This window comes from Streptomyces sp. NPDC026673, assembly GCF_040638135.1.
Taxonomy (GTDB): domain Bacteria; phylum Actinomycetota; class Actinomycetes; order Streptomycetales; family Streptomycetaceae; genus Actinacidiphila.
This window is the reverse complement of the sequence record NZ_JBEZXR010000003.1, coordinates 126,654-147,264: the sequence shown is the minus strand read 5'-3', so window position 1 is coordinate 147,264 and position 20,611 is coordinate 126,654. Positions and strand designations below refer to the sequence as shown.

Annotated in this window: 17 protein-coding genes; 6 read left to right on the top strand and 11 right to left on the bottom strand. The window is 74.3% G+C overall.

Annotation, left to right across the window (positions count from 1 at the left end):
* Positions 1-26: 26 nt before the first annotated feature.
* Both AB0F62_RS03675 and AB0F62_RS03670 read right to left on the bottom strand, forming a co-directional pair.
* Positions 27-503 carry an SRPBCC family protein gene (locus AB0F62_RS03675; RefSeq protein WP_361791751.1) on the bottom strand — a complete coding sequence of 159 codons (477 nt, stop codon included), beginning with the start codon at positions 501-503 and terminating at the stop codon, positions 27-29.
* A 25-nt stretch (positions 504-528) separates the two neighbouring features.
* Entirely contained in the window at positions 529-1,386 is an 858-nt protein-coding gene (locus AB0F62_RS03670; protein ID WP_361791750.1) for a DeoR/GlpR family DNA-binding transcription regulator, read from the bottom strand.
* A 249-nt stretch (positions 1,387-1,635) separates the two neighbouring features.
* Between AB0F62_RS03670 and AB0F62_RS03665 the strand changes: the two genes are divergently transcribed.
* Complete coding sequence (locus AB0F62_RS03665) at positions 1,636-3,939, top strand: hypothetical protein (RefSeq protein ID WP_361791748.1); 2,304 nt, start codon at positions 1,636-1,638, stop codon at positions 3,937-3,939.
* Here the strand turns inward: AB0F62_RS03665 and AB0F62_RS03660 are convergent.
* From AB0F62_RS03660 to AB0F62_RS03645, 4 genes are all read right to left on the bottom strand, one after another.
* Positions 3,909-6,341 carry a right-handed parallel beta-helix repeat-containing protein gene (locus AB0F62_RS03660; protein ID WP_361791746.1) on the bottom strand — a complete coding sequence of 811 codons (2,433 nt, stop codon included), beginning with the start codon at positions 6,339-6,341 and terminating at the stop codon, positions 3,909-3,911. The genes AB0F62_RS03665 and AB0F62_RS03660 overlap by 31 nt on opposite strands.
* A 167-nt stretch (positions 6,342-6,508) precedes the next feature.
* A complete protein-coding gene (locus AB0F62_RS03655; protein WP_361791744.1) occupies positions 6,509-7,117 on the bottom strand; it encodes a hypothetical protein in 609 nt (202 codons plus the stop codon).
* Between the two features lie 127 nt (positions 7,118-7,244).
* Positions 7,245-8,081, bottom strand: a complete 837-nt coding sequence (locus AB0F62_RS03650; RefSeq protein ID WP_361791742.1) for an MOSC N-terminal beta barrel domain-containing protein — start codon at positions 8,079-8,081, stop codon at positions 7,245-7,247.
* Between the two features lie 60 nt (positions 8,082-8,141).
* The gene (locus tag AB0F62_RS03645; RefSeq protein ID WP_361791740.1) at positions 8,142-8,654 is read right to left on the bottom strand and encodes a DUF6643 family protein; all 513 of its coding nucleotides are present in this window, start codon (positions 8,652-8,654) and stop codon (positions 8,142-8,144) included.
* Positions 8,655-8,989: 335 nt separating this feature from the next.
* Between AB0F62_RS03645 and AB0F62_RS03640 the strand changes: the two genes are divergently transcribed.
* On the top strand, positions 8,990-10,123 hold the full coding sequence (locus AB0F62_RS03640; RefSeq protein ID WP_361791738.1) for a glycosyltransferase: 1,134 nt from the start codon (positions 8,990-8,992) through the stop codon (positions 10,121-10,123).
* Here the strand turns inward: AB0F62_RS03640 and AB0F62_RS03635 are convergent.
* Complete coding sequence (locus tag AB0F62_RS03635; RefSeq protein WP_361792023.1) at positions 10,096-11,277, bottom strand: glycosyltransferase; 1,182 nt, start codon at positions 11,275-11,277, stop codon at positions 10,096-10,098. The two genes, AB0F62_RS03640 and AB0F62_RS03635, sit on opposite strands and share 28 nt — an antisense overlap.
* 152 nt (positions 11,278-11,429) lie before the next feature.
* Between AB0F62_RS03635 and AB0F62_RS03630 the strand changes: the two genes are divergently transcribed.
* Together AB0F62_RS03630 and AB0F62_RS03625 are read left to right on the top strand one after the other, a co-directional pair.
* Entirely contained in the window at positions 11,430-12,218 is a 789-nt protein-coding gene (locus AB0F62_RS03630) for an aspartate/glutamate racemase family protein (RefSeq protein ID WP_361791736.1), read from the top strand.
* A gap of 84 nt (positions 12,219-12,302) precedes the next feature.
* Positions 12,303-12,830 carry a hypothetical protein gene (locus tag AB0F62_RS03625; protein ID WP_361791734.1) on the top strand — a complete coding sequence of 176 codons (528 nt, stop codon included), beginning with the start codon at positions 12,303-12,305 and terminating at the stop codon, positions 12,828-12,830.
* Positions 12,831-12,948: 118 nt separating this feature from the next.
* Here AB0F62_RS03625 and yicI read toward each other — a convergent pair whose 3' ends face one another.
* From yicI to AB0F62_RS03605, 4 genes are all read right to left on the bottom strand, one after another.
* Entirely contained in the window at positions 12,949-15,288 is a 2,340-nt protein-coding gene (gene yicI, locus AB0F62_RS03620; RefSeq protein ID WP_361791732.1) for an alpha-xylosidase, read from the bottom strand.
* A complete protein-coding gene (locus AB0F62_RS03615) occupies positions 15,285-16,682 on the bottom strand; it encodes a GH1 family beta-glucosidase (protein ID WP_361791730.1) in 1,398 nt (465 codons plus the stop codon). Before AB0F62_RS03615 ends, yicI begins: the two co-directional genes overlap by 4 nt.
* Positions 16,683-16,780: 98 nt before the next feature.
* A complete protein-coding gene (locus tag AB0F62_RS03610) occupies positions 16,781-17,821 on the bottom strand; it encodes a LacI family DNA-binding transcriptional regulator (RefSeq protein WP_361791728.1) in 1,041 nt (346 codons plus the stop codon).
* 172 nt (positions 17,822-17,993) lie between these two features.
* A complete protein-coding gene (locus AB0F62_RS03605) occupies positions 17,994-19,058 on the bottom strand; it encodes an O-antigen ligase family protein (protein ID WP_361791726.1) in 1,065 nt (354 codons plus the stop codon).
* 155 nt (positions 19,059-19,213) lie between these two features.
* Between AB0F62_RS03605 and AB0F62_RS03600 the strand changes: the two genes are divergently transcribed.
* The gene (locus tag AB0F62_RS03600; RefSeq protein ID WP_361791724.1) at positions 19,214-19,699 is read left to right on the top strand and encodes an NUDIX domain-containing protein; all 486 of its coding nucleotides are present in this window, start codon (positions 19,214-19,216) and stop codon (positions 19,697-19,699) included.
* 85 nt (positions 19,700-19,784) lie between these two features.
* A complete protein-coding gene (locus AB0F62_RS03595) occupies positions 19,785-20,609 on the top strand; it encodes a 3-hydroxybutyrate dehydrogenase (RefSeq protein WP_361791722.1) in 825 nt (274 codons plus the stop codon).
* Positions 20,610-20,611: the final 2 nt, after the last annotated feature.

Sequence of the window (20,611 nt, the reverse complement as noted above, 5' to 3'; positions counted from 1 at the left end):
CGCGGGGAGCCGACTCCCGGGCGGGATCAGGCCGCCAGCCGCCGATCCAGGGCGCGGAGCGCCGAGCGGAACGACACGCCGAGTCCGGGGCGGGCCAGGAGCAGGACGTTGCGCAGGGCGGACGAGCCGTCGGCGGCGAAGGTCCAGCGCACACGGGTTCCGAACGCGGGGGTGGGGGAGAGCTCCCACTCCTCCAGCAGGGCGCGCAGGCCCGGTGCGTTGGTGGCGTCGACGCGGTAGGCGAAGCGCCGCGGGGGCTCGTCGGCGAGGACGGTCTCCTCAAAGCGCACCCCTCCGCGGAGCGTGATCGCGCGACCTGTGCCGGTCGGAACGGCGGCCGTGACGGCGCCGAACCACGACGTCCAGCCCTCGGTGTCCTTGGCGAGGGCGGCGTGCACGGCGTCCGGCGGCGCCGCGACGTCCGCGGCGAAGACGAGACGGAGCGGTGCCGAAGCGAGGAAGTCCAGGTCCACCGGGCGGCTGGGGCGGAGTCGACGCGTCATGCGCCGTACCGTAATTGATGTGCCGTCAGTTGTCTGCCGGGCCCTCGTCGGGATCCCCGGATCCGGCCTCCCCCGGCTCGCCCGCGACGATCAGATCCGACAGATGCTCGGAGATCTCCGCCCGGAGGACCGCCGGGATGCCCGCGTCCGTGACGAGGGTGTCCACGTCCTCCAGCGTGGCGAAGGAGCTCAGGCCCACGGTGCCCCACTTCGTGTGGTCGGCGATGACGACCACCCGGCGGGCGGAGCGGACGAAGCGCCGGTTGGTCTCCGCCTCGGCGAGGTTGGGGGTGGACAGACCCGCCTCGACCGAGATGCCGTGGACGCCGAGGAAGAGCAGGTCGAAGTGGAGCGAACCGATGGCCCGATCGGCGACGGGGCCCACGAGGGAGTCCGAGGGGGTGCGCACACCGCCGGTGAGGACGACCGTCGCGGCGCCCTCGCCGCCGCCCGCGCCCCGCGACGCGCCGTGGAAGACGTCGGCCACGCGCACGGAGTTGGTGACGACGGTGAGGTCGGGCACGTCGAGCAGGTGGTGGGCGAGGGCGAACGTGGTCGTGCCGCCGGTCAGCGCGATGGCGCTGCCCGGGGTGACCAGCTTCGCGGCCGCGCGCGCGATGGCTTCCTTCGCGCCGAGCTCCAGGCCGGCCTTCGCCTCGAAGCCCGGCTCGTGGCTGCTGGCGGGGGCGACGGGCACGGCGCCGCCGTGCACCTTCTCGACCACGCCCTGACGGGCGAGCGCGTCCAGGTCACGGCGGACGGTCATGTCCGACACGTTCAGCTTGCGGGTCAGCTCGTTGACCCGGACCCCGCCGCGCCGCCGGACTTCGTCCAGGATCAGCGCACGCCGCTGTTCCGCGAGCAGGTTCTGGTTGTCGCTCACCCGAGGTCCCGTCCCATCCTCTGATGTGATCCGGTCGCTGCCAGGACCGGCAGTCTCGCCATCCTTCCACGACCGACCCCGCCGGACAGGGGGCGAGTGGCGCGGGGTGACCGGTCCCACACGCAACGCGCGTAACACCTTCGGGTGGCATTCGTGAACACCTCTGTCCAGTCCTGGCACGTGTGCCCGATTCTGGATACGCGCGATGCCGTACGCGCGGCACGGGGAATGTACGGGGAGGCGATCGCGATGCGGTCGGATACGGTGCGGACGGAGCTGTCGCTGGAGTTGCTGGTGCACGGCGTCGGCGGGACGACGCCGCAGACGATGCTCAACGATCCGCGCATCACACGCGTCTGTGGTGACGACACCGCCGGGATCTACCGTCGCGCCGATGACGCCGACGCCGAGAACCGCCCGGAGGAGTACGGGGGCGGCCCGGTGCCGGACGCCTACTCCTGGTGCAACCTGACCTCGGGGGACGGTAGTCGCGCGCTGTGGCTGCTCCTGCTGCCCTTCATGGTGGCCAACCTGGCCCACTGGATGCGGCCGCCGGTCTCCCGGCCCGGTCCGGACCGGGCGTACGACGTGCTGGTGCGCCTGCTGGCGCTCTCGCTGACGGTGCTCCTGGTCGCCGCGGTCTGCGAGGTCGCGATGGATCTCGTGGCCTGGCAGTGCGCCGGCAACGCCGCCTGCGCCGGAGGGAAGACCTGGCTCTCCTTCCTCGCCGACCACGAGCCGGGGCGGCGGATCGCCGCCGGGGCCGTACTGCCCGCGGGGCTGACCCTGCTGCTGTGGTGGCTCTCCCGGCGGACCTGGTACGCCTACGAGTCCCAGCGGCCGCTGCCCGGGCCGCCCGCGGACGGCGAGCCGGAGGGCGCGGATGTCACGCCGCTGGCCCGGCGCGGCTTCTGGTACGGGCGGCGGCTGGTCGCGCGGCTCCGCGCGGCCCATACCGCGGCCGGGCTGCTGACCGTGTCGGTCGCGCTGCTCGTCCCGCCGCTGGGACGCGACATGGACGTCGGCGGGATAGGGACGCTCGCGGCGGTCGGCTGGCTGCTGACCGGCGTGCTGGCCGGGTTGACGGTCGCCGTGGTCGCCGTGACCTGCGGCATGGGGCGCAGCGAGCACGCACCGGACGAGGCCCTGGATCCGCGACTCGCCCGGGCGATGCTGGGCGGGACGGCGGCCGCGCTGCTGGCCGCTGCCGGATACGCGTGCTGGCACCGGCCGGGCTGGAGCGCCACCGGACGTCTGCCGGCCGGGGAGGCCTTCGGCTGGCTCGCCCTGCTGCAGGGGCTGTTGCTCGTGGTGCTCGGCGTCGTCGCCCATCGGATGCACCGCTCCGGAGGCGGGCCGACGGAGTTGCGCGGTCTGGGCGGGCCGGTGGTGGCCCTGCTCGCCTGCTCGCTCGGTGGGGTGCTCACGGGAGGGATCGCCCAGCGGGTCGCCGACTGGCTGGACCGCGGTGCCACGCCGGGCGGCGGGGGGAGCGCGGTCGCCGGGCCGCCCGTGCTGCTGTCCTGGCAGGCCTCCGCCATCCCGGTGCTGCTCCTGGTGCTGGCGGTAGTGGTCGTCGTCCGGGGCCGGAGACTGCTGCGCCGGACGCGGGCACTGACGACGCAGGTCGAGGCGGACTACCCGGAGGAGGAGCACGAACCCGCGCGCAGCCGGCAGATCGCCATGGCCCGGGCACGGGCCGAACTCACCGATCAGGCGGCGCTGTTCATCGGTGTCATCGGGGCGGTGTCCTTCCTGCTGGGCGCGGGGGCGCTCGCCGGGGCCTGGATCAGCGGTTCGGTCCCGGGCCGGGCCAGCGCAGCCGCCCCCGGGATCGTCCACACGACGGCGGAGACCGCCCAGGGCCTCGGCTCCTGGCTGGTGGGCGCCGGGGTGGTCGCGCTGATCGCGCTCGGCCGCAGGGCCTATCGCGACGCGGGGGCGCGCCGGACCGTCGGCATCCTCTGGGACGTCGGCACCTTCTGGCCGCGTGCCGCGCATCCCTTCGCCCCGCCCTGCTACGCCGAACGCGCCGTCCCGGACCTCACCTGGCGCATGACCACCTGGACCAGGACGCACCACGGCCGGATCATCCTCTCCGGGCACTCCCAGGGCAGCGTCCTGGCCGCGGCGGCGGTCTGGCAGCTGGATCCGGCGACCCGGGGGCGGATCGCCCTGCTCACCTACGGGTCACCACTGGGCCGGCTGTACGGGCGCTGGTTCCCGACCTACTTCGGGCCCGCCGCCTTGACCGCGCTCCACGGCGAGCTGCACGCCTGGCGCAACCTGTGGCGCCGCACGGATCCGATCGGGGGCCCTCTGCACCTCGACGAGCCGGGACCGCCCGTCGACCGCGAGCCGCTGCCCGATCCCGCGGCGTACGGGCGCACGGAGGAACATCCGCTGCCCGCGCCACTGCTGACGCACTTCGACTACCAGGCCGATCCGGCCTTCGAGGCCGAGCGCGGCGCGTTGCTGAAATGGCTGTACCGGAGCACCGAGGGGGTGCTGCCCGCACAGGGTCAGGCCAGCGGCGGAAGATCCTCCGGATAGAGCAGCTGCAGCTCCTTGTGACTGGGCTCGCTGATCCGGGCGAGCCGGCCCGCGTGCCGCTCGACCATGGCCTCGAAGGTCTGCCGCGCGGTGCGGCCGTTGCCGAAGGCAGGTCCCTTGGGGATCGCGACGAAGTACTTGTACAGCGCCTCGCCGGTGTCCTCGGAGAGCTGGTACTCGTGCTCCTCGGCCTGGGCTCGCACGATCCGCAGCAACTCGACCGGGGTGTAGTCGTCGAAGGTGATGGTCCGCGAGAAGCGGGAGGCGACCCCGGGGTTGGCGGAGAGGAAGTGCTCCATCTCCGCGGTGTAGCCCGCGACGATGACCACGACGGCGTCGCGGTGGTCCTCCATCAGCTTCACCAGGGTGTCGATCGCCTCCCGTCCGAAGTCCCGGCCGGAGTCCTCGGGGGCCAGGGCGTACGCCTCGTCGATGAAGAGGACCCCGCCCCGTGCGCGCTCGAAGGCCTCCTGGGTGCGGATGGCGGTCGATCCGATGTGCTCGCCCACCAGGTCGACACGGGCCACCTCCACGAGGTGGCCGCGTTCCAGCACACCGAGCGTGGCCAGGATCTCGCCGTAGAGCCGGGCGACGGTGGTCTTTCCCGTGCCGGGGGAGCCCGTGAAGACCAGATGACGGCGCGGGGAGGGGGCCTTGAGGCCGGCTTCGCGGCGTCTGCGGCCCACCGCGATCAGGTCGATCAGGGAGCGCACCTCGCGCTTGACGTTGTCCAGGCCCACCAGCGCGTCGAGTTCGGCCAGCACCTCGTCGGACGGGCGGGTGTCGGCCGCCGGGGCCTGCGCGGGCGCGGCGGCCGGCGCGGCGGCATCGGTCGGCGTCACGGGCAGCCCGCCGAGCAGCCCGAACGACTGCGGCGCGGACTGCCGTTCCGCCGTCCGGGCCGGCCCGGGTGACGATTCGGGCACGGTCCGGCGCTCGCCGCTCTGGTCCCCGGTACAGTCCTCGGTCACCGGCCCGGGCTCGGCGAACTCGTAGCCGCCGCGCGCGCAGCGCTCCGTACGGCAGCGGGTGAGCGTGGAGCGGCAGCCGTCGATGATGTGGAAGCCGTAGCCGCGGCTGCCCGTGACGCGGCAGCCGGTGAAGGTGCCGCGGCCGCCCGCGGAGACGTAGAACCCGGCCTCGGCCGGGTTGGTGACGACGCAGCGTTCCAAGGTGGGGTCGGCGCCCTTGGTGACGATGACACCGGTCGCCGTGTCGTCGATGGTGCAGGCGGAGAGGGTGCCGCCGCTGCCGTGGTCGCGGAACCAGGCGCCGGTGGAGGCCTCCCGGATGCGGCAGTCGTCGAGTTGCACGGTCGCGCCGTCGCTCACCGAGACCGCCGTGTTGCGGACCTGGGAGATGTCGCTGTCGACGACGTCGGCGCGCGAGCCGCGGTCGAGTACGAACAGCGCGTCGGGCACATCGCGCACACGGCAGGAGTCGAGCACCGCCGCCGCCCCGTCGCTCACCCAGACCGCCGGGTAGTCGCCCTGACTCTCGTGGATCTCGCACTGGTTGGCGTCCGCCCGGGTCCCCGGGTCCCACACGGACAGGCCGTTGCGGCCGAAGCGCCGCACCGTGGTCCGGGTGAGGGTGAGCACCGAACGGGAGCGCAGGTCGACGGCGTTCTCGGGGATGTCGTGGATGTCGCAGTCGGAGAGGGTCAGGACCGCGTCGGTGTCCAGGGTGATGCCGTCGCCCGTGGTGCGGTGCACCTGGCAGTCGGTGAGGTGCCCGGCCGCGCGCGAGGCGACCTGGACGCCGTTGCCCTTGACCTCGTACACCTCGCAGCCGACCGCCTCGGCGACGGTGCCCTCGCCGGTGAGGGCGAGGCCGGCGCCGGAGGCGTTGCGGACGCGGCAGCGCTCCAGCCGCGGGGAGGCGCCGCCGCGCACGGAGATGCCGGTCTGGCCGGCGGCGACCACCTCGCAGTCCTCGAACAGCCCGCCGGAGGCTTCGAGAACGCTGATCCCGAGCCCGGCGGGGTTGTCCACGGTGCAGCGGCGCACGGTCGGCCTGGCCCCGTCGCGGACCTCTATGCCCACCGCGGAACGGGTGTTGACCCGCAGTCCGGTGAGCTCGGGTGAGGCACCCTCGACCAGCAGGGCGGCGGCCGAGGTGTCCTGCCCCTCGACGGACAGGTCCTGGACCGTCGCAGCCGCCCGCACGGTCAGGGCGACACCGGCCGACGGGGCGATCCGCACGGAGCCCGGCCCCTCGGCCGCGCGGAGCGTTATGGCCTTCTCCACGACGAGGTTCTCCCGGTACGTGCCGGGGTTGACCGAGAGCACGTCGCCCTCGGCGGCCGCCTCCAGGGCGGCGGCCAGGCTCTCGTACTCCCCTGTGCGGCGGCGCCACCGCGAGCTGCTGGTGTGCGTCACCTGAACCACGCCCTGTGCCATGGAGATGCTCTGCCCCGTCCTCTTGCACTGCGCCGACCTGGGGGCCTCAACGGTAGCGCGCGCCGGGTGCGCGCCAGCACCCAGATGCCGAGGGATCACCTGATGGATCCGGCCGGATGAGGCCGATTGCGGATGATCCGTGGCGCCGACGGACGTACCCGGCGTGGTCAGCCGCCCGCTCCGGCACGGCCCCAGCTCTGCCCCGCAGCGGCCCACTCGCGTTCCCACTCGGCCAGCCTGCGACGCATCAACTGCCACATGAGCACCTGGCGTCCCATCAACCCCACCACGCACGTGGCGAGGAACGTGCCGATGCCGGCGAGCATCGCGTGGGTGGCGGCGGACCGGGAGTCCAGGGGAGCGGGGACGGGCACGGCACCGTTGCGGTCGGTCCACATCGTGATGTGGTCGCCCTTGCCGTGGTCCGCGGCCACGCGCACCTGCGCGGTGTGCACCCGCCCGTCCGGCGCGGTCCAGCGGACGACCGCGTCGCGGCGCTCCTCGCGTACCCGGCCGGACTCGGGGTCGGGGTCGGGGGCCTCACGCGGTCCGGCCTTCAGCACCACGGCTCCGACCTGGGTGCGGGCGGCGTGCTCGGCGCGGACGGTGTCCTGCAGGGACCGGTCGACGGCCTGCCCCGCGGTCAACCCCGCGGCCGGCGCGCCCAGGACGATCGCGCACGTCGCGACCACTCCGGCACAGGCCTCGAACACGTCGGAGCGCCGGCGCAGGCTGTTCCGCCGCCAACGCCACCACCGCACGCGCGTGGCCGCCATCGGGCCGCACCCCCTTCACCGTCCGAGTACCGCACACGGCACGGCACATGCGGCACGGACCGGCGAGAGCGATCTCACGCGGACGTCCGCCCCGGGGGCCCGGACCGTGCCGCGGTCTGGGACGCGTTCACTCAATAACTGTCAACGCGTCTCCCACCCGGAGTGTTCCGGGTCGCACGGGCACGAGATTCTGTCCGAAAACCAGTCTGCCCCCGAACCGGCGGTGGCGCGCAAGGGTGCGCAGGGGCTCCCGGCCCCGGGCCGCGGTGCGCTGGTCCGTCGTGGTCACCACACAGCGCCCGCAGGGCTTCACGACGCGGAACTCGACTTCCCCGATGCGGATTCGGGCCCATGCGTCCTCGGCCCAGGCCTCGGTCCCCGACAGGACGGCGTTCGGGCGGAAGCGGTCCATCGGCAGCGGGCCCTCCTCCGGGTGATCGCCCGCGGCGATCAGCGCGTTGAGGGCGGCCAACGACGCCTCGGTCGTCACGAGCAGCGGAAAGCCGTCGGCGAAGCTGACGGTCTCGCCGGGGCGCGCGTACTCCGGATCGATGGGTCGGCGGTGCGCCGGGTCGTCGAGGTGGACGAGGATGACCTCCATCCCCAGGTACACGCCGAACCAGGCGGCGGCCGCGTCCCCCGCGGGAACGGCCTCCACCTTGTCTCCCCACAGATGCACCGGGACCGTCGCGGCCCCCCGCGGTACGGCGACGTCCAGCACCGGCATCCCCGGAGCGGTGAGCAGCAGCCCACCGCCGGGGGACGACTCCGCGCGTGCCAGGGTCAGCCGGGGCTGCTCTCGCTGCGTGACGCATCGTCCCGCTGCGTCCGCGAGCATCCACCGGCGGTCTCCGGCGAGCCCCCACGGCTCCACCGTCGCCTCGGACAACCGCTGTCCTCCCAGTGACTTGACCGGGTGGACATGGAGCGAACCGAGACGGGGTGTCGGCGTCGGAGTCGTCATTCCGCCATCGTGCCAGGCGGCGCGGTCACCCGTCGGCGGGGACCGGGCCGCCCACCGGCATCAGCCCGAGTAGTAGCCCTGGCCGAGGTTGCGCCGCTGGTACGGCTGCTCGTCGTAGCCGCCGGGCGCCATCGGACGCGGCGGCGCCGGACGCGGCGGGGCGGCGGGGCGCACCTGCTCGTAGCCGGCCGGGCCCTGGTACTGCTGCGGGGCCTGCTGCGTCGGGTACCCGCCGTTGAAGGCCGCGGGCCGGGGCGCGGTGGCCTGCTGCGGGATGTAGGGGGCCGGCGCCTGCTGCAGCTGGGGCTGCTGCTGGTAACCGGGTGCCGAGTAGCCGGAGTAGGTGCCCTGCGGCGTGCTCGGCACGGAGGAGTGGGAGGGACCGGCGGGCAGCGCGGGGAGCGCGGCCGGCAGGGCCGGGAGATTGCTGCCGGTGTCGTACGCGGACGGTACGCGGATCGGCGCGATCTGAGGGGTGCCCCGCTCTGCGACCAGGCTGTCGTAGATGGGGGTGTCGGGGAAGAACGGCGACGTGTAGTAGCCACCGCTGTAAGAACCGCGGGGGGAGGTCATAGCCCATAAGTTAAGCCCACGATGTGCTGGTTGGGGAGACCGATTAGCAGGTCATTTCATGTGCAGCGAGTGACGGCTGTCCCCTATTGCGAGCGAATCGGAGGAAATCGGTCCGCGCGGGCCGTTCGGATCCCGTAAAGGCGCTGGGCCTGCGGCGTTACCGCTCGTCACGCCTGGCCGCGGTCGCGTGGAAGTACCCGGCCGGGTGATGTCGGAGGGTGACGGCGCCGATACGCGTGCGAACCAACAAGTCACCCGCACGAAGGAGGAACGCGGCGTTTCGGTGACTCCGGCGAACTTCGTCCCGGGAGGCCCCCGATATGCCACAGTGGGCCATGCGTGTCGCCATGCTTTTCGGGCAGACCCGGCCGGCGCGGCCGGAGGAGTGGCACAAGGCCGCGGCCACCGTCGCCGATGTGGTCGACGTGGTCGCCGTCCGGGAGTTGTCCCTGCCCGCGGTCCGCGGGCTCCCCTACGCCGGCCGCGACCCCGAGCGGCCGCACCACTACCAGGTCGCCGTCCCCCACGGCGGCGCCATGGCGCGCCGGGTCACCGCCGGCCGGGTCGGGGGCGTGCTGCGCCACGAGGCCGCCGAGTGCGGCCGGTTCGATCTCCTTCACGGCCATGTGCCCGGCGCCGACGACCTGCTGCCCCGGCTCGCGCGGAGCGCGGGGCTTCCGTATGTGCTGACCGAGGACGACCCGCGCCTGTTCGACCACCCCACGCGCCCGCTGCCCGGCCTCCCACTGCGGCGGGCCCGCGCGCGCCTGTACCGCGACGCCGCCGCCGTCCTCGCGGTCAGCGACGCCCTGCTGCTCCGGCTCGGCGAACTGCGGCTCCCCGGCCGGCACCGACTGGTCCCGCACCCCGTGGGCCCCGAGGCGCTGCCGCCGGTGCCGGCCCGGGCCCGGATCAGCCAGGACCCGGTACGGGTGGCGGCCGCCGGGCGCTTCGAGGCGTACGAGGGATGGGAGGTGCTGGTCCGGGCCTTCGCCGGCGCCCGGGTCAAGGACCCCCGGCTGCGGCTGGACATCATCGCCGAGGGCCCGGTCGAACTCCCCGCCGACATAAGGGAACTGATCCGCAAGTGCGGGGTGGCGCACTTCGTCACGGTGCGCCGGGCCCGCGGCCGCGCCGAGGCGCTGCACACCGTCGCGCACGCGGATCTCTTCCTGATGGCGAGCCACGTGGAGAGCTTCTGCGTGCGCGCGCTCGACGCGCTCTGCTGCGGCACGCCCGTCGTCGGCACCCGTACCGGGGCGCTCCCGGAACTCGTCGGACACGACGGGGGGCTGCTCGTGGATCCCGGTGACGCACCCGCGCTCGGCCGGGCGCTCGCGCAGGCCGCGGCCCGGCTGTCCGGCCGCCGGCCCGCGGCGCTCGCCGACCGTACCCGGCGCCGTTTCGGAACGGCCGCCGTCGGCGCGCGGCTCGCCGTCGTCTACGCCGAGGCGTCGGGCCGCGCATAGGTGCGGCCCTTCCACGCGGCCCCGCGGCCGCGACCGTGCTGCACCGCCGAGTCCACCGTCATCAGCAGATACAGCACCGCCGTGAACGGCAGCAGAGCGGCGAGCCACAACGGCTGCCGGTAGTAGCGGAGCATCGGCGCGTAGGTACCGCACATCAGCGCCCATGCCGCGGCCCCCGCCGCGCACAGCAGCCAGTCCCCGGCGAGGGCCCCGCCGATCGCGGCGAGCGGGGGGAGGACGTACACCAGCAGCAGGCCGAGCACCGTGCCCGCGAGCAGCGCCGCGCTGTGCCGCAGCTGCGCGTACGCGCTCCGCGAGACCATCCGCCACAGCTCGCCCAGACCCGGATAGGGGCGGACGCTGTCCACCTCCTCGGCCAGCCCCAGCCAGATCCGCCCGCCGGCGCGCTTCACGGCACGGGCCAGGGCCACGTCGTCGATCACCGCGTGGCGGATCGAGTCGGGCACGCCCGCCCGCTCCGCCGCCGCGCGGCGGATCAGCACACAGCCGCCCGCGGCCGCGGCGGTCCCGGCGCGCGGCCGGTTCACCCGGCGGAACGGGTACAGCTGCGCGAAGAAGTAGACGAAGGCGGGGACGATCAGCCGCTCCCAGGCGGTGGCGACCCGCAGCCGGGCCATCTGCGACACCATGTCGAGGTCGTTCGCCCGCGCCGCGGCCACCAGGTGGCGCAACGAGTCCGGGCCGTGCGCGATGTCGGCGTCCGTCAGCAGCAGGAACTCCGGGCCGCCGGACGCGGTGGCCACCGCGATGCCGTGCCGCACCGCCCACAGCTTCCCCGTCCAGCCTGCCGGGGGCGGCCCGGGGGTGACGACGCGCAGCGGCAGCCCGTCCCCCCGCGCGGCGAGCGCGCGGGCCAGCTCCCCCGTGCCGTCGGTGCTGCCGTCGTCCACCAGGACCACCTCGGCACGTCCCGGGTACCGCTGCGCCAGGACGCTCGGCAGGCTCCGCGGCAGTACCGCCGCCTCGTCACGCGCCGGGACGACCACCGCCACGTCCGGCCACCCGTCGGGCTCCAGGGGCTCGGCAATCCCGGCGGTCTCGGTGGTCTCGGTGGTCCTGGCGGGTCTCGTGCCGGCGGCCGGCAGTCGTACGTCCGTACGCCAGAACATGCCCTGCGCCAGCAGCAGCCACATCCACGCCAGCAACGACACCACGGTCACCCACGTCAGCCACGTCACCCCCGCAGTCTGCCGCCGCCGCCCCGCCCCGTCCGCCATTTCCGCGCCCTGCCGCCGCGGGGCGGTCCGGGGCGGGCCGACAATCGCATCGCGTAAGGTTGTCCCCCGTGAAGATCGCGCTGATGGACTCCGGTATCGGGCTGCTCGCCGCGGCCGCCGCCATCCGCCGGATGCGGCCCGACGCGGATCTGGTGCTCTCCTCCGACCCCGACGGCATGCCCTGGGGTCCGCGCACCCCCGAGGACGTCACCGCGCACGCCCTCGCCTGCGCCCTGGCCGCCGCCGAGCACCGGCCGGAAGCACTGATCGTGGCCTGCAACACCGCCACGGTGCACGCCCTGCCCGCGCTGCGTGCCGCGCTCGAGCCCGCCATCCCGGTGATCGGCACCGTCCCGGCGATCAAGCCCGCCGCCGCCGAGGCGCGCAAGGTGGCCATCTGGGCGACCCCGGCGACCACCGGGAGCCCCTATCAGCGCGGGCTGATCAAGGACTTCGGCAACGGCGCGGCCATCACCGAGGTGCCGTGCCCCGGCCTCGCCGACGCCGTCGACCGGGCCGACGACGCCGCGACCGCGGCCGCCATCACCGCCGCCGCCGCGCTGACCCCTCCGGACGTCGAGGCGGTCGTCCTCGGCTGCACCCACTACGAACTGGTCGCCGAGCGGATCCAGGCCGCCCTGGCCGCCCCCGCCCGGCTGTACGGCTCGGCGGACGCCGTGGCCGCGCAGACGCTGCGCCGCATCGGCGCCGGTCCGCGCCCGGACGCCGCCGCCAGGGGGAGCCTCGCGGTGATCCTCAGCGGCCGGGCCGGAGCCGTCACCCGTGAGGCGCTGGCCTACCCCGAGGGCCGGTCCCTCGGCGCCGCCGCGGCTCCCGCCACGGCCGAGGCGCGCTGACCGCCGCCTCCGCGCATCCGGGCCCGGCCCTTTCCCGTCCGCACAACGGTGCCAACTCGCCGCAGGATGAGTAGGCTGCGCAGTATGACGGACGCGCAGCGTGACGACGCGCGTACATCCCAGGTGTGGACGGGCCACGCGAGCAATCGCTACCAGTGGCTCCTCGCGGCCGCGGGAGCGGCCTGCATGGCGCTCGGCATCGAGCTCGCCGTGGACTCGCCCTACACCTCGGGCACCGTGCCGCTGGTCATGTCGGTGGTGGGCTGCATCGCGGCGGGGCTGCTGATGCTGTTCGGAACCGTCGCGTTCACCCACGTCCGCGTGAACGTGGACCGCGACGGGCTCCAGGTGCGCTGTGGCCACATCGGCGTGCCCCGCCGCCGGATCCGGTGGGAGGAGATCAGGGACGCGCACCTCGTGCCCCTCGTCAGCCCCCGCCACTGGGGCGGCTGGGGCTATCGGTGGCGGCCCGAGCAGGGCACCGCGGTCGTGGTCCGGCGTGGTCCCGGCGTCGTCCTCGATCTCGGCAACGGCCGGCAGTTCACCGTCACGGTGGACGACGCCGAGGGCGCCGTCCGGGCCATCCGCAGCCGGCTGGGCGTACGCCCGTAACCCACACGGCGGGGTCCGTTCCCGTGGCCGGTCCGCGGCGCGGGTCCTGTGCCCCCGACAGGCCGAGGGGTCTGTGCCCGCGGGCCACGGGCACAGACCCCTCACTTGCGGCGTTCTGTCACGACCAGCGTGCCGTGACCCGCGCGGTGCCCGCGGCGCACGCCAGCAGCACGCCCAGCGCGGTGCGCTCGACCGAGGCGGCGCCTTCGGCGCCGTCCGTGTCGTGCGCGCCCACGAGGAGCACGTTCCACGGCGCGGCAGGCGGCCGCTCGCCCTGGGCCTCGACGGTGAGCGTGTCACCCGTACGGCGTACCCGGAAGACGGCGGCCGTCGAGCCGTCCCGCGCCGGTACCGCGGTGATCGTCTCGCCGCCGTCCGCCGGGGTGTGCACCCGCAGGGTGATCCCGTCCGTCCAGTCGTACTCGGGACCCTCCTCGGACGCGCCGAAGGGCACGACCGAGCCGGGCCGGGCCAGCAGCGGCAGCGTGTCGAAGCCGTGCGTCTCGCGCCGCCAGCCCGGACCCCGCACGAGTTCGCCGGTCAGCAGGTGCGTCCACGTGCCGTCGGGAACGTAGTACTCGACCTCGCCGTCCTTGCTGAAGACCGGCGCGACGAGCAGGTCGTCGCCGAGCATGTACTGCCGGTCGAGGTGGTGGCAGGCCGGGTCGCCGGGGAACTCCAGCACCATCGGGCGCATCATCGGCGTGCCGTGGTCGCGGGCCTGCAGCGCCGCGCGGTACAGGTACGGCATGAGCCGGTTCTTCAGCCGGGTGAAGTCGCGGGTGACGGCGACGGCCTCGTCCCCGAACTCCCACGGCACCCGGTAGGACTTGCTGCCGTGCAGCCGGCTGTGCGAGGAGAGCAGGCCGAACTGCACCCAGCGCTTGAACACCGCCGGGTCCGGCGTGCCCTCGAAGCCGCCGATGTCGTGGCTCCAGAAGCCGAAGCCCGACAGCCCCAGCGACAGACCGCCGCGCAGGCTGTCCGCCATCGCGGTGAAGGTCGACTCGCAGTCGCCGCCCCAGTGCACGGGGAACTGCTGCCCGCCCGCGGTCGCCGAGCGGGCGAAGAGCACCGCCTCGCCCTCGCCGCGCTCCTCGCGCAGCAGCTCGAAGACGACCTCGTTGTAGAGCTGCGTGTAGTAGTTGTGCATCCGCTCCGGGTCGGAGCCGTCGTGCCAGACCACGTCCAGCGGGATGCGCTCGCCGAAGTCGGTCTTGAAGACGTCCACGCCCTGCCGCAGCAGCACCCGCAGCTTCTCCGCGTACCAGGTGCGGGCGGCCGGGTTGGTGAAGTCGACCAGCGCCATCCCCGCCTGCCACAGGTCCCACTGCCACACGTCGCCGTTGGGGCGCTTGACGAGGTAGCCCTCGCGCACGCCCTCGTCGAAGAGCACCGACTTCTGCGCGATGTACGGGTTGATCCACGCGGAGACGCGCAGTCCGCGCTCCTTGAGGCGGGCGAGCATCCCCTCGGGGTCCGGGAAGACCTCCGGGTCCCAGGTGAAGTCGCTCCACTGGTACTCGCGCATCCAGAAGCAGTCGAAGTGGAAGACGCTCAGCGGGATCTCGCGGTCCGCCATGCCCTGGACGAAGTGGTTGACGGTCGCCTCGTCGTAGGAGGTGGTGAAGGAGGTCGACAGCCACAGGCCGAACGACCAGGCGGGCGGCAGCGCCGGGCGCCCGGTGAGAGCCGTGTAGCGCTCCAGGATCTCCTTCGGGGTGGACCCGTGGACGACGAAGTACTCCAGCGACTGGTCCTCGACGCTGAACTGCACCTGGCTGACGATCTCGGACCCGATCTCGTAGGAGACCTTGCCCGGGTGGTTGACGAAGACGCCGTAGCCGCGGTTGGTGAGGTAGAAGGGGACGTTCTTGTAGGCCTGCTCGCTGATCGTGCCGCCGTCCGCCTGCCACACGTCGACGGTCTGGCCGTTCTTCACGAACGGCGTGAAGCGCTCGCCGAGGCCGTACACCAGCTCGCCGACGTCGAGCGAGAGCTGGGCCAGCATGAAGTGCCGCTCGTCGGCGTCGGTGACGAAGCCCGTGCCGCGTGCGGCGGCAGAGGTGAGGGTGCGGCCGCCCGCGGTGAAGTCCAGCTGCCACGGGCCGGCCGTGTCGACGCGCAGGGTCAGCTCGCCGGAGGTCAGCTCGACCACCGAGCCGTCGCGCACGGTCTTGCCCGCGCCGCCGTCCGCCGCGCCCGGCAGGCCGAACTCCGGGCCCCTGTGGGCCTTCCCGGCGTGGTGGGTGGTGCGCACGCCGATCACGCCTTCGGCGGGGGACCAGCACTCCACCTTCAGCAGCGGGCTGTTGAGCGTGTCGCCCCGGTGGCGCACCTGCTTGACCGGCGCGTGGAGCGTGAGCCGGTCGTCCGCGACGGTGACGTCGGCGACGGCGGCCGCGTAGTTCGCCGTCACGCCCGGGCGCATCATCCAGTAGCCGTCGGTGAACTTCACTTCCGCTCCTCCCGTCCCGCGCGGTGGGCGGTGACCAGCTCTCGGTACCAGCCGTAACTGGCCTTGGGGGTCCGCTTGGCGCCGTTGTCGTAGTCCACGTGCACGATGCCGAAGCGCTGGCCGTAGCCGCGCGCCCACTCGAAGTTGTCGAGCAGCGACCAGACGTAGTAGCCGCGCACGTCCACGCCCCCGTCCATCGCCGCGACGAGCGCGTGGAGGTGGTCGCGGAGGTAGGACACGCGGTCGGTGTCCTCGACGCGGCCGTCGGCCGTGAGGACGTCGGCCTCGGCGGAGCCGTTCTCGGTGATGAACGCGGGCGGCAGCGACGGGTACCGCTCCTTGAGGCCCAGCAGCAGCGTGGTGAACGCCTCCGGAACCACCGGCCAGCCCATCGTCGTGTGCCGCGTCCCGTACGGGTCGGACTCGCGCACGCCGATGTCGACGGCGGTACGCCGGGCCGGGTCGGGCTCGCGGTGCGGGGCGTCGGAGACGGTGATGGGGCGGTAGAAGTTGAGGCCCACGAAGTCCAGCGGGGCGCCGATGATCTCCAGGTCGCCGTCGCGGCGGTAGGAGCCGTCGGCGAGCGCGCCCCAGGTCTCCGCCTCGCCGGCGGGGTAGCGGCCCGCGAACAGCGGCTCGGTCCACGTGTCGTTGTGCAGCGTCACGGCCCGGCGCAGGGCGGCGAGGTCCGCGGGGGAGTCGCTCGCGGCGTCGATGTGGTCGAGGTTGAGCGTGATGCCCACCTCGCGGGCCCCCGCCTCACGCAGCGCGCGGACGGCGAGGCCGTGGGCGAGCAGCAGGTTGTGCGCGGCGGCCAGGGCCCCGGTCCCCTCCTGGGCGCCGGGGGCGTGCCGGCCCTCCGCGTAGCCGACGAAGGCGGAGCAGTAGGGCTCGTTGAGCGTGATCCAGCGCTCGACGCGGTCGCCGAGACGCTCGGCGACGACGGCCGAGTACGCGGCGAAGGCCTCGGCCGTCGCGCGGTTGCGCCAGCCGCCCTCGTCCTCCAGGGCCTGCGGGAGGTCCCAGTGGTACAGCGTCACGGCGGGGGCGATGCCCGCCGCGAGCAGGTCGTCGGTGAGCCGGTCGTAGAAGTCCAGACCCTTGGCGTTGACCGGGCCGCGGCCCGTCGGCACGACGCGCGGCCAGGAGACGGAGAACCGGTACGAGTCGACGCCGAGGTCGGCGAGGAGCCGTACGTCCTCGGTGTGGCGGTGGTAGTGGTCGCAGGCGACGTCGCCGGTGGCGCCCTCCGCGGTGCGGCCCGGGGTGTGGCTGAAGGTGTCCCAGATGGACGGCCCGCGGCCGTCCTCGTCGTGGGCGCCCTCGATCTGGTAGGCGGCGGTCGCCGCGCCGAAGCGGAAGCCGGCTGGGAAGACCGGGAACTCGGTGGCCATGGGGTAGTGCTCCTGGCTGGGTGCGGATACGTCGAACGGGACGGTGGAACGGGGGAGGGGCGGGCGCCCGGCTCGGGCGCCCGGCCGGGGCGGCGGGCTCAGACGCCGGCCGACCCGGTCCGGGGAGGGGTGATCGGCGGGCCGGGCACCAGCGCGGGCGGGATCAGCCGGTGTCCGGGCGGGGTCGCGGGCGTGCCCTGCGCGCGTGCGGCGATCGCCTCGACGGCGAGCCGCGTCACCTCGGCGGACATCTCGGTGACGGGCAGTTCGATACGCGGCAGGTCCTGGCCGCCCAGGTCGTCGGGGAGGTTGCCGACCGCCACCACCGCGAGGTCGTCGGGGACCCGCAGGCCCTCCGCCGCCACGGCGGCGAGGATGTGCGGCAGCGCCGAGACGTGCTGGACCACCAGGGCCGTGGGCGGCCGCTCGGCGCGCAGCAGCGTGCTCAGACGCCGTCCGAGCCGTGCCATGTCGCGGGTCGACTGGTGCACGCGCACCTGCGCGCCGGTCTCCGGCGCCGCCCGGCGGGCACCGGCCACGCCGCGGATCGCGTAGCCGCGCCGCGCCTGGATCTCGTGCTCGGTGGTGGCGAGGTACGCGATGTCCCGGTGGCCCGCGGCGGCCAGTTCGCGGACGGCCAGGGCCGCGGCCTCCTCCCAGTCCAGGTCGGTCCAGGGCAGCGTGGTGTCGTCGGCCGAGCGGCCGAGCAGAGCGGTGGGGAAGCCCAGTTCGCGCATGGCGGCGATCCGCGGGTCCTCCATCTCGACGGCCATGAGGATCGCGGCGTCCGCCTGGCCGCTGCCCGCGATGCGGCGCAGCCCCGGCACGCCCTCCTGGGCGGTCGTGAGCAGGACGTCGTAACCGTGGTGGCGGGCCGCGTCGCTGATCTCGATCGCGAAGCGCCCGTCGACCGCCCGGTAGCCCCCGGCCACGCGCGGGAGCGCGAGGGCCAGCACATTGGTGCGCGTGCTGCGCAGTGTCCGGGCGCTCGCGCGCGGGTGGTAGCCCAGGTCGTCGATGGCCTGCTGCACGGTCCGGCGGGTGTCCTCGGAGATCTTGCGGGAGCCGCTCAGGACGTACGAAACGGTGCTGGGGGCGACCCCGGCGCGCTCGGCGACGTCCTTGATCGTCGTGGGCATCGGGCTCCTCCGCGCTGCTGTCGTCGAATCGATTTGTCGAATCGATTCACCAGTACCGGAACACGATGCTAGGCCGCCACCCGCGGAGGAGGCAACACCCCTTGGCTGAGGTCGCCGTCACGGTGGCGGCCGTCGCCGGGTCGCGGGCCGGTGGCCGGTGGCCGGTGGCCGCTCAGGCTCCCGGAAGGCGTTCCGGCGCCTCGCGGAGCGGGCGGGCGGTGGCGAGGCCGGCGAGAAGGCCCGCGCCCGCGGTGACGGCGGCATAACTGAGGACGGGGTCCACCGCGGACTGCATGGCCAGACCGGTGAGGGCGGCTCCCGCGGTGAGGACCACAGGGGTGGGGCGCGGCGAGCGCAGCAGGGCCCAGAGCAGCCAGGCGTAGGAGCCGGCGAGCAGGGCGACGCCGGGGACGCCCTGCTCGGCCGCCAGCTGCAGCGGCGCCGACGGGGGGCGGCCCGCCGCGGCCGGGGACGGCGCCGCCGTTCCGGCCTCGGACAGGCGCCCCGGACCGACGCCCCTGACGGGGTTGGCCCGGGCCGTCTCCAGGGCGTCGTGCCACAGCCGGACCCGGGCCGGTGTGAGCTGCCCGGACAGGGACGCCGACAGACCCGGGGGCAGGGCGTCGACGGCGACCGCGTACGTGCCGCCGACCGCCACGAGGGTGGCCACGGCCAGACCCGCGAGACCGAGCCCGCGCCGCGTGCGGTCGGCGGCCAGGGAGCAGAGGATCACCCCGAGGCAGGCCGCGAATCCCGCGGCGGAGCCGACGGTCAGCGCCAGCGCGGCCGAGGCGGCGCCGAGCAGCCGCAGTCCCAGCCGGAGCGATCGCCTCCGGGTGGCCCAGGCGGCGCAGCAGGCGGCGCCGGTGGCGAGCACCATCAGCGCGGCGTCGGCGTTCGGATAGCCGAGCGGGGGCGTGTCCGGACCGCCGGACAGGCGACCGGGGAGGGCGAGCATCAGACCGACGGCGGTGAGCGCGGCCACGGCGGGTACGGCCACCGGCCGCAGGGCTCCGCCGATGCGCCCGGCCGCGTATCCGGCGGTGACCGCGAGGACCGCGAGGAGTACCCCTTCCGGACGGGCCGGGCGACCCGCCGCGGCGGCGAGTGACCACACCGCGCAGCCGGCGAGGAGCAGCGCGCCGACGACGTCGGTCCGTCCGGAGCGCGGGCGCTCGGCCGGGCCGCCGGCATCCTCGCCGACACCCGTCCGCGCACCACCTGTTCGCGTGTCCATCACCCGTACCCCCTGACCCCGGGGAACCCCCCGACCCCGGGGCTCACGGTAACGGCTGGGGTGGCGGGATGTGGAGATCCCGTGCGGGAAGCACAAGTGCGGTGTTCCGGGCATGATCCACGGGAGCACGCGGCCGACGACGTAGGCTCGGGGTCGTGCCGATTCCCGAATTCCTCCGTGAGCTGCGGGCCGTCGTCGGCCACCGGCAGCTGCTCCTGCCCGGCGTCACCGCGGTCGTCCTCGACGACGACGGGCGCGTCCTGCTGAACCGGCGCGCGGACAACGGACGCTGGTCCCTGATCGGCGGCATCGCCGAACCCGGCGAGCAGCCCGCCGAGACCGCCGTCCGCGAGGTGCTGGAGGAGACCGGCGTACGCGCGGTCGCGGAGCGCGTCGTCCTCGTCCAGACCATCGACCCGGTGCTCTACCCCAACGGGGACCGCTGCCAGTACGTGGACATCACCTTCCGCTGCCGGGCCGTCGGCGGGGACGCCCGGGTCGCCGACGACGAATCTCTGGAGGTCGCCTGGTTCGACGTGGACGGCCTGCCCGAGCTCGGCAACCACGGGCGGCTGCGGCTCAAGCACGCGCTGACCGAGGGCCCCACCTGGTTCGAGCCCGCCGGACCGCCCGAGGCGTGAGTGTGCGCGGCCCCCACCGTCGGCGGCACGAGTGTGGGCGGCGCACACATCGGTCCGCATCCGCGCGCTGCCTAGCCTGCACTGCATGACGCTCACGCCTCCCGCGCCCCGTCCCGCAGCAGGTCCCGTCCCGCCGTCCGCGCTGCCGGACCTGGACGGACGCACCGCGCTCGTCACCGGTGCCGCCGGCGGCATCGGCCGCGCGTGCGTCCTGCGCCTGGCCGCCGCCGGGGCCAAGGTGCGGGCCGCCGACCGGGACGCCGAAGGCCTGGCCGAACTCGCGGACCTGGCCGCCGCGGGCGGCCACCCCGGCACCGTCGAGACCCTGGCCCTGGACCTGACCGATCTCGACACCGCCGAGCAGGCCGCCGCGGGCACGGACATCCTGGTCAACAACGCCGGGCTGCAACTCGTGCGCCCGATCGAGGAGTTCCCGCCCGATGTCTTCGCCACGGTGCTGCGCGTGATGCTCGAGGCGCCCTTCCGGCTGATCCGCGGCGCGCTTCCGCACATGTACGGGCAGGGCTGGGGGCGGATCGTGAACATCTCCTCCGTCCACGGCCTGCGGGCGTCCGCCTACAAGAGCGCCTACGTCTCGGCCAAGCACGGTCTGGAGGGCCTGTCCAAGACCGCCGCGCTGGAGGGGGCCACGCGGGGCGTCACCTCCAACTGCATCAGCCCCGCCTATGTGCGCACGCCGCTGGTCGAGCGCCAGATCGCCGACCAGGCCGCGGCGCACGGCATCGACCCCGAGCGCGTCGTCACCGACATCATGCTCGCCGACTCCGCCGTCAAGCGGCTGGTGGAGCCGGCGGAGGTCGCCGAACTGGCCGCCTACCTCTGCTCGCCGCAGGCCTCCTTCATCACCGGTGCCTCGCTGACCATGGACGGTGGATGGACGGCGCACTGATC